This window comes from Porcincola intestinalis, from assembly GCF_009696445.1.
In the GTDB taxonomy this organism is placed as follows: domain Bacteria; phylum Bacillota; class Clostridia; order Lachnospirales; family Lachnospiraceae; genus Porcincola; species Porcincola intestinalis.
Genome location: NZ_VULZ01000004.1, coordinates 137,359 through 149,619, shown reverse-complemented (window position 1 = coordinate 149,619; position 12,261 = coordinate 137,359). Strand labels below are relative to the sequence as shown.

Sequence of the window (12,261 nt, the reverse complement as noted above, 5' to 3'; positions counted from 1 at the left end):
CCAGGAAAGGAGCCATTATGGCAGTCGTAAAGGAACTGATCAGACCAGAGGAAGACGGAAGCATCAGCTTCGGAGATTATGAGCTTTCTCAGAAGACCAAGAAGAGTGACGTGGAGGTTCACGGCGACAGCTACAAGGTCAAAACCTTCAGCGAGGTCACAAGACTTGAGTGCAATGACATGCTTGTATATGAATCCGAGCCGGGAACCGCGGTCTCTCATTTCCAGGAAGATGAGACAGGCGTGACGTTCAGGGTGGAAGGACCTGAGGATGCGCAGATTATTCTGGGGCTGGCTGACAATGCCTCCTACCGTGTCTGCATCGACGGAGAAGATCAGGGCATTATGGAAACCGGCATGGGCGGAAAGCTGGTTCTGTCCGTGGAGCTTCAGGCAGCGGAGAGCGTGCTGGTCGAGGTGAAGAAGGACTGAGAAAGGGCCCGGCGGCGAGGCTTGCCGCCGGACAGTGACAGGCAGCTGAGCAAGCTGTTTCGGAGAACAATATGGCAAAAGGAAAAGAAACGGCGTTCTTCTGTCAGAACTGCGGCTATGAGTCGGCAAAGTGGATGGGACAGTGCCCGGCATGCCACGAGTGGAATACCTTCGTGGAGGAGCCGGTTGCACAGGTCGCATCCACTTCGTCTTCAGGAACAAAAAAGCCGACGGCGGGCGTCGTGAAGTGGGAGACACTGGGGGACAGGACAGGGAAGACAGGTGCATATTCGCTCCGTTCCGGAAAGCCGGCGGCCATTCCGCAGGGCGGGACAAAAGGCGAGGCAGGCACGTCCGTGACGTCCGTCAAGTTCGGAGGACAAAGCGGATCCGGAGCATCCATGTCAGAGGAAATGGGTGACCGCGTCAGCATGTCCGGTGCTGCATCCGGCTTCGGCAGTCGGAAGGAGCCGATTTCGGCTTCGGCGCGCCGCGCTTCCCGATCGAAGGCGCTTCCGCTGAGCCGCATCACGGCTTCCGATGCGGAGCGTGTCTCATCCGGCATCGGAGAGATGGACCGGGTACTCGGAGGCGGCATTGTGCCGGGCTCTCTGGTGCTGGTCGGGGGCGATCCGGGAATCGGAAAGTCCACGCTTCTTCTTCAGATGTGCAGAAACCTGACAGATGAGAAGCAGATGGGCGGGGTGCCGGCGCGGGTCCTCTATGTTTCCGGGGAGGAATCCCAGCAGCAGATCAAGCTGCGTGCAAACCGGATGGGAGATTTTTCAGACAGCCTGCTGGTGATGTGCGAGACGAATCTGAGCGATATTCAGGAGGCGATCGCCGTTCTTGAGCCGCAGGTTGTCATCATCGACTCGATTCAGACGATGTACAGCGAGACCGTTTCCTCGGCTCCGGGTTCGGTTTCCCAGGTCCGGGAAGCGACAGGGGTCCTGATGCAGCTCGCCAAGGGGCTGGGCGTCACCATCTTCATCATCGGACATGTGACGAAAGAGGGAGCGGTCGCCGGGCCGAGGGTGCTTGAGCATATGGTTGATACGGTCCTGTATTTTGAAGGAGACCGGCATGCCAGCTACCGCATCCTTCACGCCGTCAAGAACCGTTTTGGATCCACCGATGAGATCGGTGTGTTCGAGATGAAGGGAAATGGACTTCGCGAGGTTCTCAATCCTTCGGAATTCATGCTGGAGGGACGTCCGGAGGGAGCCTCCGGCTCTGTTGTCGCCTGCTCGATCGAGGGGACACGGCCGATTCTGATCGAGGTGCAGGCGCTGACAGCGCCCTCCAACCTTGCGTATCCAAGGCGGACAGTTGACGGCGCGGACCTGAACCGGGTGAACCTGCTGCTGGCGGTTCTGGAGAGGCGGCTGGGGCTGTCGCTGTCCCAGGCGGACGTCTATGTAAATATTGCCGGGGGAGTCAGGATGAAGGAGCCGGCGATTGATCTGGGCATCATCATCGCGGTGATCTCCTCCTACAAGGACATCGTCATCGACCCGCGGACACTTGTGTTCGGGGAGGTCGGGCTGTCCGGCGAGATCCGCTCGGTCAGTCAGGCGCCTCTGCGCGTGCGCGAGGCGGAAAAGCTTGGCTTTTCAACCGTGATCCTTCCGCAGGCGTGCATGAAGAGTGTCGGCCGGACAGAGGGAATCCGCCTGATCGGTGTCAGGACGGTCCGGGATGTCGTCACTGCAGTCAATGGCAGGGGATGCTGAAGGATAGCTGTGGTGCCCCAGTCAGCAGTGAGCGGCAGCTGCGTCAGCTGTCAGCTGTAGGGACCCCGGCAAGTGCATCGCGGACGGAATCAAATCACGGTCGTCAGGTCTGAGCGTATGTGCGCAGGATGGACCTGAGGGATGTTTTGGATGAGGTATGGGTCCGGACGATCTGTGTGCCGGTACCGGCTGAATCAAGGGCCACTTTTATCATCTTGTGGGACACGGTGTGTGTGAACAGAATCATCAGATCTGGGTTGCCGATCCGGTCTTTCATGCAGGATTTATACTTGCAGAAAACCTTGGCGTTACATCCATGTTCCTTGCACAGATTCAGATAATCCCGCTCCATACATTCATTTCCGCCGATAATGACAATGCTCATACAGACTCTCCTTTGAAATTTACCGGTGAAAAGGATATAATTAGTATAGTCTAACAATTATTATATGTAAATAACTTTTTGCATTTCCGATGACAGAATTGTGACCATCAGGCAAGAAGAATGCAGAAGGAGGAAAGGACAACATGAAGTTTCAAGCATCCATTAATGGAATCAAAGGAACGGTTCAGTATCGGGATGAAGACGTTCAGAAGATTTTTCTCCCGCTTCTGGAAAAGTGGAAGGCGATGCAGGAGAGGAAGGGACGCCGGATCCTGGTTTTTCTTGCGGCGCCGCCCGGGACGGGGAAGAGCACGCTCCTTGCGTTTCTCAGGCAGCTGTCATGCGGAGAGATTCTGCCGGGGACACCTTCCTCAGAGGAACAGGACAGGACTCCAATTACAACAATTGGGATTGACGGGTTCCACCACTATCAGTCTTTTCTGGACACGCATACGACCGTCCGGGACGGGCAGGAGATTCTGATGGCGAGGGTGAAGGGTGCGCCGGAGACATTTGACAGGGCGCTTCTCGAGGAGCGGATTCGGAAGGTTGCAGCCGGAGAGGACTGCAGCTGGCCGGACTATGACCGCACGATTGAGAATCCGAGAGAGGATGTATTTCGGATTGACGCTTCCAGCAAGATCGTGGTGCTGGAGGGAAATTACCTGCTGCTGGATCAGCCGGGCTGGCGGGATCTCCGGAACTACGCAGATTTCACGATGAAACTGGTTGCGGATGAGAAAGTGCTCAGAGAACGGCTTCTGGAGCGCCGGATTCGGACAGGGACGCCGCGGCCGGAGGCAGAGCGGTTTGTCGATTACAGCGATATGGCGAACGCGCGGCTGGTGCTCCGGCATTCGCTGGACGCAGATCTGGTCCTGGAATCCGGGCGGGATGGATTCCGGGTTGTCAACGGTGGCTTTTCCGGGTGAATGGACAAAGTTTGTGACTACCGGAGAGCAGAAGCAGCGCGGCGCCGATGGCGGAGACGATTGAGCCGCACAGCAGCATGGCAAAGACGCCGCCGTGATCCAGAAGGAAACCGGCCGTCAGGTTGCCCAGAACGTTGCCGAGCGTGAAGACTGCGGTGAAGAAGGCCTGTCCCTTGACTTTGTCAGAAGGAGCCATCGCCTCGCTGATATAGTAGACGGAGGAGACGGACAAAAGCCCCCAGCCGAGCGGCTGAATCAGCTGCACAGGATACAGGAAGCCAATCGTGGGAGCCAGGAGCGTCAGCAGAACCTTGAGTGTGAAGAAGATGCCTGAAATCCGGAACCAGAAGGAATCCGGTCTCCATGTCCGGAGTTTCCCGTAGATCAGCATGACGGTCAGTTCCAGCAAGGCTGCGACGGACATGAGGTTTCCCATGCTGCTGCTTCCGGCTCCCTTGCTCCTTACAATCTGCAGCAGGTAGTTGTTGATGTAGATGTGTCCGATGAAGATCGGCAGCAGGCCGGCGAGCGCTACGGCATACTGCGGATAGCGGGCGAAGAAGGAGAAGATGCTGCCCTCTGCGCGGAGCTGCGATGTAGCTGGAGAATTCTCCGAAGGCGCAGAGCCCACATGGTCTTCGGAAGGGCGGGCGACTTTCTGGCTGCGCTTCGAGGACTGCGGATAGGCAGCGGAGGACAAAAGCAGGGCAAAGGAGGCGGCTGCGATACCGGCCGGCACAAGAACCGGGCCGGTATGCACCGAGAATTGTCCAAGCAGGAAAGCAGCTGCCATATAGCCGGCGGAGCCGAAGGCTCTCGAAAGGCCGAAGTTCAGGCGCCTTCCGGCATCGATGCTCTCAGCGCCGATTGCATTCAAAAACGGCTGCTGCAGCAGCAGAATCAGATAGGCCAGCAGGTAGATCACGGAGACAGCGGCTATGTTCCCGTGGAAGAGAAACACCAGCAGAAGGGAACAGACCAGCAGCAGGGCAGACATCAGCATCATCAGGAAGCGGACGGACAAGCTGGAAGATTTGTCGGCGAAGGCTGCCAGAAGAGGCTGGATCAGGGCAGACAGGAGCCCTCCCGCTGCCAGCAGGAGTCCAATCTGAGAGTTGGTCAGTTTTGCTCCGAGAAGAAAGAAACTTGCATAGCCTGCTGTCACTGCCATGTTCATCCAGTAAAACATCTGCAGGAGTGCATAAGGGAATGTCAGGTCCCGGGAAGCCCGGGCACGATGCTTCATGGTCATATAGGATCTCCCTTTTTACGTTGATAAAATTCTGATTTCGATTATACCCCGACGTGTTTCAATTTACAAAAGTCTTACCAGAATCCCTCTGAAATCAGATGGTACTTTACAGACAATTTTGATATTCTCTCCTCTGTTAGCTGATTATTTTGAACCAATTGCTTACAAGAGGAGGAATTCATGAAAAGAAACGGTTCCAGATTTGCAGCGATGATCCTGACCGGCGCGATGGCGGCGGCGATGGCTGTCCCGGCAGTATCCTATGCAGGCGATACAGACAAGATCAAGATCGAGTACTGGCACTGCAACTCCGAGGAGCAGGGCGGCAAGACGGTTGATGAGCTCGTCCAGAAATTCAACGAGAGCAACGACCACATCGAGGTCACGGCAAAGTACAACCCGGATATGTACAAGGGCCTGATGCAGAACCTCCAGGCAGAGGCAGCGACCGGCAGCTATCCGGCGGTTGTACAGATCGGCTGGGCGTTTCTCGACTATTTCTCCAACAATTTCTCCTACACGTCCCCTCAGGACGCCATCGACAAGTTTGATTCTGAAGATTCCACCTTCCTTTCCGACAATTTCCTTCCAAATGTTCTGAACCTCGCGGTCAACAGCAAGGGCGATCAGGTCGGCATTCCTTATTCGCTGAGCAACCCGGTTCTCTACATCAACAAAGACCTGCTGAAGGAGGCAGGAGTCAGCGAGGATGGGCCGGCAACCTGGGAGGAGGTCGCGCAGTTTGCGAAAGCAGTCAAGGAGAAGACCGGAAAGTATGGCTTCTATATGCAGGAGCCGGCGGATTTCTGGGCGCAGCAGGCGCTGATCGAGAGCAACGGCGCTTCCATGCTGACGAAGGATGCAGATGGAAAGGCGCAGGCGTCCTTTGCCTCCGATGAAGGCGCTGAGGCGATGCAGCTTGTGGCCGACATGGTGAAGGACGGTTCGGCGCTTCATGTCGGCTGGGATGAGGGCTGCCAGAGCTTCATCGACGGCAACTGTGCAATGCTGTACACCACCATTGCCCGCAGAGCTTCTGTTCAGGACGGCGCGAAGTTTGATGTGGCAACGGTCAAGTCTCCTGTCTGGGAAGGAAAGGACAGAAAGGTTCCAGCCGGTGGATGCTTCCTGGCCATCACTGCGCAGGGCGATGACCAGATTCAGGCGGCATGGGAATTCGAGAAATATCTCTACAGTGTTGAATCGATGGCAGCCTGGACGATCGGGACCGGATATGTGCCGCCGAGAAAGGATGTCGCGGATGCGGAGAATGGGCTGAAGGACTTCCTGGCAGAGAATAAGATGATGAACGCGGCGATTGAGCAGATGGACGGCGTTGTTCCGTGGACGGCATTTCCGGGGGACGCAGGCCTCCAGGCGGAGCAGCTTCTGCTTGATATGAGAGACCAGATTCTCGGCGGTCAGGCCTCCGCGAAGGATGCGATGACATCTACGCAGGATCAGATCAATGAGCTGCTGAATGCACAGTAAGTGTCCAGCCTGAATATACGGCTGAAGCAGTGTGCGCAGGCCTGTGATGGGGCTGTTCCCTCGAAGGGAGGTCCATCACAGGCTTTCAGAATAGAGACAGGGAAGAGGATTGTGTTCATGGCAGATCAGAAAAAGCAGAGTGTTTTGGGATATGTGTTCTTGATTCCGTCACTTGCGGCATTCTGCGTGTTTATGTTTTATCCACTTTTTTATACAGTATATCTGAGTTTCTTTGACTGGAACATGATTCAGCCGCAGAAGAAATTCGTCGGATTTCAGAATTACGTAATCCTGCTCAGGGCTCCGAATACCTGGAAGATTCTCGGGAATACCTTCTGGTATATCGTGATTCTGCTGATCCTCAACTGGGCGCTTCCGTACCTGGTTTCCTTTGTCCTGTCGTTTGTCGTGGGCCGGATGCGCGGATTCTACAAATCAGCCCTGTTTCTGCCCAGCATTATCTCACTCGTCGTCGGGTCGATCCTGTATACTTGGATTCTGAACCCGGTGTCGGGGCCGGTGGCGATTCTTCTGAAGCCGCTGGGGATCCGGCTTCCCTTCTGGACCAAAACGGACGGATGGGTGATCGCCGGGCTGTGCATCATCACGACGTGGAAGACATTCGGCTACAATCTGATTGTGCTGCTGGCGGGAATCTCCGGGGTGTCTCCGGAGGTGATCGAGGCTGCCAGACTCGACAATGTTCCGCTCAGGCGCATTTTCTTCGATATCGTTGTCCCGATGAGCTCCGCAACGGGAATCTATGTGTTCATCATCACGATCGTGCAGGGACTTCAGTATGTGTTCACACCGATCAAGGTTATCACGCAGGGCGGACCGAATTATGCCAGCTCGAACCTGATCTATATGTCCTACCACAACGCGTTTACCCTTTTCAAGACGGGTACAGCCTCCGCGGCATCCGTGCTGACAATGCTGCTGTTCGTGATTCTGCTGCTTCTGGAATTCCGCTTCGTTGAAAGGGGCGTCTACTATGAGAACTGATCAGAGGATCCGCGCAGGGGATGCCGGAAGGAACGCTTGGATGAAGCTGCCTCTGGATGCGGGCGGCATGACAGACAGGGATGGAAATAGCAAGACACAGGGAACAGGGGAGACAGGAAGCGCCGGGGCGGCCGGCTGGCACGTATTTCTGATTCTGTACACCTGCCTCATTCTGTTTCCGATCGCATTCGCGGTATCGAACTCCTTCAAGACTTCCTCCGATGCCTACAACACGATTCTGGAGCTGATTCCCCGCAGGCCGACACTGGACGGATACAGGCAGGTGTTCGCGAAACTTCCATTTGTCAGGATCGCCCTTAATACCTTCCTGATCGCGGCTTCCGTGACGGCCTGCAAGACCCTGACTTCCCTTCTGGCGGCATACTCGTTCGTCTTCTTTCAGTACAGGGGGAAGAAGGTGCTGTATTTCCTGATGCTGATCACGATGTTCGTGCCTTTCACGGTGACGATGATTCCCAATTACCTTCTGATCACGCAAATGGGACTCCGGGACAACATCTGGGGCGTCGCGCTTCCGCAGATGGCCGATGTGCTGGGGATCTTCCTGCTGCGGCAGGCGATGAGAGGGATCCCCAAGTCCCTGATCGAGGCAGCCAAGCTGGACAACATCCCGGATTTGAAGATCATGAAGGATATCATCATGCCGCTTGTCCGGCCGGCTGTCATCTCGACGGGCATCATCTTTTTCATCAATTCCTGGAATGAGTATGTCTGGCCGGTGCTGATTCTGAAGTCGGTGGAGCACTACACACTTCCGCTGGCGCTTCAGATGTACATCAGCGCGGAGGGCGGGACGGATTTCCCGCTGGCGATGGCAGTGTCGGTGCTGACGATGCTGATCCCGCTTGTGCTGTACCTGATTTTCCAGAAATACATCATCAGTATATTTGCCATGACAGGCGTGAAGGGCTGAACCATGAAGAATCTAACACTGGAACACGTTCATAAGGAATACGGGAAGACAACGGTCATCGAGGATCTGAGCATGGAGATCCGGGAGGGCGAGCGGCTGATCCTGCTCGGACCGTCCGGCTGCGGAAAGTCGACGCTGCTCCGGATGATCGCCGGGCTCGAGCCGGTCACGGGCGGAACAATCCGGATGGGGGACAGAATTGTCAACCATGTACCTGCCGGCAAGAGAAATGTATCCATGGTCTTCCAGAACTATGCAATCTATCCGCATATGACTGTCCGGAAGAACATCACCTACGGGCTGAAGGTCAGCCATCTGGACAGTGCAGTCATCGAGCGGCGTCTGGACGAGGTGCTGGATATGCTGCGGCTGACGGAATACGCAGACAGAAAGCCGAAGGATTTGTCCGGCGGGCAGCGGCAGCGTGTGGCGCTGGCGCGGGCAGTGGTCAAGCAGGCCGACTATTTCCTGCTGGATGAGCCGCTTTCCAACCTGGACGCGCAACTTCGGATGCATTCCCGCAAGGAGCTGGTGAAAATCCACGAGAAATATCATCCGACCATGATCTATGTGACGCATGACCAGGTGGAGGCAATGACGGTCGGCCAGCGGATCGCGCTGATGAACGCGGGCAGCATCGAGATGCTGGACACGCCGGGAAACATCTATCATTTTCCGGCCAATGTATTCTGCGCCAGGTTCATCGGATCTCCGCCAATGAACATCATCGAGAAGGTTCCTTACAATCGGGAATCACTGGTGATCGGAACATCGCGCGTCTATCTGCCGGAGGAATGGCGGGCGGAGGTTGTAGATCAGCACCCGGATTCCACCTATACCATCGGAATCCGCCCGGAGCATCTGAAGCTGATCCGGACAGGATTGGGTGAGTGGGAGCGGCAGGATCAGGATGCAGACCCGGAAGGAGAGAACGCTTCCAGCCGGATTCGCGGCCAGGTCCGGTATATCGAGAACTATGGAAATCAGGCAGCGGTGTATGTCCGGCCGGAGGGGCTGGCGCAGGATCTTGTGGTGATGGAAAACAGCCGCCCTCCACGGGAAGGAGAGCTGGTATCGCTGAAGATCGATTTCAGAAACTTCCATCTGTTCAGTCCGGAGGATGGGAAAAGCCTCGGCTGGCCGGCTGCCTGCATCCGGGAGGTTTCTGAAGCTGTCATGGAAATTGGAGGACCAGATGAGTATCCTGCTCAGCACGAATATGTACAGCACGAAGACATTTCCGAGGATTCAGCGGTATCTGGACTATTTCCAGGGAGCCGTGGGCGTCGAAGTCTTCCCGCTTTTTCACGACCGGGACTTTGATGCGGCATTGAATCGTCTGCTCCCGACACTGGAGAAGGTTCCAGTAACCTTTCACGAGCCCTACTATCAGGCAGACCACACTGCGCCGGAAGGCTCAGAGGTCTGTGAGCGGACATGTGAGATGTTTCAAAAGACGGTCCGCGCAGCTGAAAAGCTGAAGGCCAGGCACATCGTGTTCCATCACAACAACTGCAGGGTACCAGAGGATCCGGCAATAAAAGCACAGATGCTGGAAAGAGCGTGCGTCCAGTACCGCAAGGTCGAGGCCATGGCAAAAAAGGCGGGTATCCCGCTTCTTGTCGAGAATGTGGGCGTCCGCTCCAGAGGCAATGTGCTCCTGGAGGAAGAGGCATTTATCCGGCTCTGCCGGGAGCAGCAATATCCGGTGCTGATCGACATCGGACATGCCCATGCGAACGGCTGGGACATCGGCCGCCTCTGCCGGACGCTCGGGGATCAGATTCACGCCTATCATCTGCACAACAACGACGGGATCCATGACAGCCACCGGCGCATCCATGACGGAACACTTGATTTTGATGCATTTCTGAGAACGGTCAGGGACATCGGAAGACCCGTGGATCTTGTCGTGGAATACGCGGCACAGGTGGAGCCGGATGAAGCAGGTATCCGGGCAGATCTGGAAGAGCTGCTGGAGTTTGCGGGATAAAAATCAATATTGAATCAGTGACGCTGGCAGCCGGGGGATCCCGGCTGCTTTTTTGTAAAGGCGAACGTTCATCATCGAGTACGGAGTACGAGAAGGCGACTGCTCATGAGCCCGGCATTGTCTGATAACACGATTTCGCATATACTGAGGGTGTTTTGAATCAATCCATGGTGGAGTGCAGAGAAGCCAGCGCAGATGAACAGACCCTGTGCTGGACGGATGGTGAGAAAGCTGCCGCAGGGGGTGGATGATATGATCAGCCTGAACAATTATCTGTATGCCGGGGATACGGTTCTGAAGATTTTAAGGCGGTATTCGGCGGACCTTGGCGCGGATGCGGAAATGCGTATGCAGGGATGTGTTCCGGATGGCAGTCAGACGGTGGATACTGCGTTCGGACGGGCGGCCATTGACTTTCAGCACAGCCGTTTTCTGGAGGGGATCCTGTACCAGCTTGAGCACAATGACTTTTTGACCTTCCAGTCCAACCGGATCCGGGAGTTCTACAAGTACATGGCCTCCGAATATCCGTTTTTAGCCTTCACCTTCAGGGGCAGGATCAAGTCTGTCATCCGGTCGGAGGAGAAGTTCAACGGGTATATCACAGAGTACATCTACGATTACTACGTGAAACACCATTCCTTTCCGCCGGTTGAAGGACTGCAGAAGCAGCTGAATCACTTCCGGGACTTTATTGCATACCGGATTGTACTGTCCATGCCCGCCTGCCACCTACGCCCGGGACAGGACAGAGAGCAGGAAGAAATCCGCTATCTCTATGAGATTGCCAACGCACTGCCGGCGTTTCTCGAGAAGCGGTCGTTCACGGCAGAGCCGGCCATTCGGCAGGGCGGGGAAGCGGACGAAGCCGGAATCGAGGCTGCCGGCGGCAGATCCGGGGCGGCTGACGGCTCAGCCGGAATGACCGTAGAAAAAAACAACTCAACCGGCGCCACAGGAGTGCTGTCCTGCGAGACAACTGAAGAGACAGTTTCCGGCAGCATACCTTCTGGCCTGAAACCGCAGGTTCGCCCGTACTACCGGGATTATGTCGCGCACCCGAAGGAGTCCGGATACCGGTCGCTTCACATCGCCTTCTTTGACGAGGCAGCATCCAGTTATATCGAGGTTCAGCTGCGTACCCATGAGATGGACAATTTCGCGGAGATCGGAACAGCGAACCACAGCCAGTATGAAAAAGAGCAGAACATCATCCGGCGCCGCAGAGGCGCGGTTCCGGAGGGGGCGTGCCCGCTGTTCGACGAAGCATACGAGCGCGGCATGGTACTGCAGTGTTTGGATCTTTCAAAAATTGACGTCAACATGTTCACCGCATACAACAACGAGCTCATGAATGACGGCTGCGGTCTGTATCACGGCAGGCTCATCCTGCCGTTCGAGCACCTTTCCCGGTTCCAGAACGACCTGATTGGGTAAGGAGAATGATTCTCAGTGATCCGTGCTGTCCTTCTGCGTGGGTGTTTCGGACAAGTGGCTGAACAGCTCGTTGAGATAGATGCTGTAGGCATCCGCGGAAGCAACTTGCCACAGCAGCATATAGGCTTCCTCAGGGGAGACAGGACTGGATGGGAAACCATCCTGGGACCTGTCTTCTTTTTCGTTGTTGGAAGTCTGCTCCTCCGCTTTTTGTTCTTCATATGCCAGGTACGCCCCTTGCGGCTGCATAAACGCACTGACCTGGCCGCTGTCCATCACCTTCTGATTCCAGATACTGTCCAGCAGATAGTCAAAATCAGCCTTGAAGGCGGTATAGCTTTCCTCCATTGAACCGAGTTCCACCTGCATCCGGAAGAGCTTCCCGATATTGTCCATGCTCAGCACCTGTTTGCTGACGGCAATGAACAGAAGTGCGGCAATCTGTTCCCGGTCATACTGTTTCTTCACCGGTCGGCGCAGATAGCCCAGCTTTACATAATTGCTGATCATGGACTTGGTGAGCTCGACACTTCGGAAGGCTGAGAACGTATCGTTGATATACTTTAATGTCTGCTCCAGATAAAGACCGACGTTCGGGATTTCCTGGTAAGCAGGAAGCTGGAATTTAAGCATAAAAGATTTGCTCCTATTCGATCAGAATGCAG

12 protein-coding genes are annotated in these 12,261 nt (G+C 55.5%); 9 read left to right on the top strand and 3 right to left on the bottom strand.

What is annotated here, in order from left to right; all coding sequences use genetic code 11:
- Window positions 1-17: 17 nt before the first annotated feature.
- Window positions 18-431: an endosialidase gene (locus FYJ35_RS05550; protein ID WP_154524350.1), complete on the top strand. Its 414-nt coding sequence runs from the start codon at window positions 18-20 to the stop codon at window positions 429-431.
- A gap of 71 nt (window positions 432-502) precedes the next feature.
- Window positions 503-2,167 (top strand): DNA repair protein RadA, encoded by a 1,665-nt coding sequence (gene radA, locus FYJ35_RS05545; RefSeq protein ID WP_235906390.1) that lies wholly within the window; start codon window positions 503-505, stop codon window positions 2,165-2,167.
- A 103-nt stretch (window positions 2,168-2,270) separates the two neighbouring features.
- Here the strand turns inward: radA and FYJ35_RS05540 are convergent, their stop codons facing one another.
- Window positions 2,271-2,552: a DUF2325 domain-containing protein gene (locus tag FYJ35_RS05540; RefSeq protein ID WP_154524348.1), complete on the bottom strand. Its 282-nt coding sequence runs from the start codon at window positions 2,550-2,552 to the stop codon at window positions 2,271-2,273.
- 143 nt (window positions 2,553-2,695) lie between these two features.
- Between FYJ35_RS05540 and FYJ35_RS05535 the strand changes: the two genes are divergently transcribed.
- Window positions 2,696-3,484: a nucleoside/nucleotide kinase family protein gene (locus tag FYJ35_RS05535; RefSeq protein WP_154524346.1), complete on the top strand. Its 789-nt coding sequence runs from the start codon at window positions 2,696-2,698 to the stop codon at window positions 3,482-3,484.
- Here FYJ35_RS05535 and FYJ35_RS05530 read toward each other — a convergent pair.
- Window positions 3,462-4,736 carry an MFS transporter gene (locus FYJ35_RS05530; protein ID WP_154524344.1) on the bottom strand — a complete coding sequence of 425 codons (1,275 nt, stop codon included), beginning with the start codon at window positions 4,734-4,736 and terminating at the stop codon, window positions 3,462-3,464. The two genes, FYJ35_RS05535 and FYJ35_RS05530, sit on opposite strands and share 23 nt — an antisense overlap.
- 228 nt (window positions 4,737-4,964) lie before the next feature.
- On the opposite strand from FYJ35_RS05530, the gene FYJ35_RS05525 reads away from it, so the two are divergent.
- The 6 genes from FYJ35_RS05525 to FYJ35_RS14640 all read left to right on the top strand — a co-directional run bounded on the left by FYJ35_RS05525 (window position 4,965) and on the right by FYJ35_RS14640 (window position 11,596).
- Complete coding sequence (locus tag FYJ35_RS05525) at window positions 4,965-6,227, top strand: ABC transporter substrate-binding protein (RefSeq protein WP_235906410.1); 1,263 nt, start codon at window positions 4,965-4,967, stop codon at window positions 6,225-6,227.
- Window positions 6,228-6,344: 117 nt separating this feature from the next.
- Entirely contained in the window at window positions 6,345-7,232 is an 888-nt protein-coding gene (locus FYJ35_RS05520; RefSeq protein WP_154524339.1) for a carbohydrate ABC transporter permease, read from the top strand.
- The gene (locus FYJ35_RS05515; protein WP_235906389.1) at window positions 7,222-8,166 is read left to right on the top strand and encodes a carbohydrate ABC transporter permease; all 945 of its coding nucleotides are present in this window, start codon (window positions 7,222-7,224) and stop codon (window positions 8,164-8,166) included. The genes FYJ35_RS05520 and FYJ35_RS05515 overlap by 11 nt, the downstream gene beginning before the upstream one ends.
- Window positions 8,167-8,169: 3 nt before the next feature.
- Complete coding sequence (locus FYJ35_RS05510; protein ID WP_235906387.1) at window positions 8,170-9,489, top strand: ABC transporter ATP-binding protein; 1,320 nt, start codon at window positions 8,170-8,172, stop codon at window positions 9,487-9,489.
- The gene (locus tag FYJ35_RS05505) at window positions 9,386-10,159 is read left to right on the top strand and encodes a sugar phosphate isomerase/epimerase family protein (RefSeq protein WP_235906409.1); all 774 of its coding nucleotides are present in this window, start codon (window positions 9,386-9,388) and stop codon (window positions 10,157-10,159) included. Before FYJ35_RS05510 ends, FYJ35_RS05505 begins: the two co-directional genes overlap by 104 nt.
- Window positions 10,160-10,354: 195 nt before the next feature.
- Complete coding sequence (locus FYJ35_RS14640) at window positions 10,355-11,596, top strand: nucleotidyltransferase family protein (RefSeq protein WP_331469149.1); 1,242 nt, start codon at window positions 10,355-10,357, stop codon at window positions 11,594-11,596.
- 12 nt (window positions 11,597-11,608) lie between these two features.
- Here FYJ35_RS14640 and FYJ35_RS05495 read toward each other — a convergent pair whose 3' ends face one another.
- A complete protein-coding gene (locus tag FYJ35_RS05495) occupies window positions 11,609-12,229 on the bottom strand; it encodes a DUF1836 domain-containing protein (protein ID WP_154524333.1) in 621 nt (206 codons plus the stop codon).
- Between the last annotated feature and the right edge of the window lie 32 nt (window positions 12,230-12,261).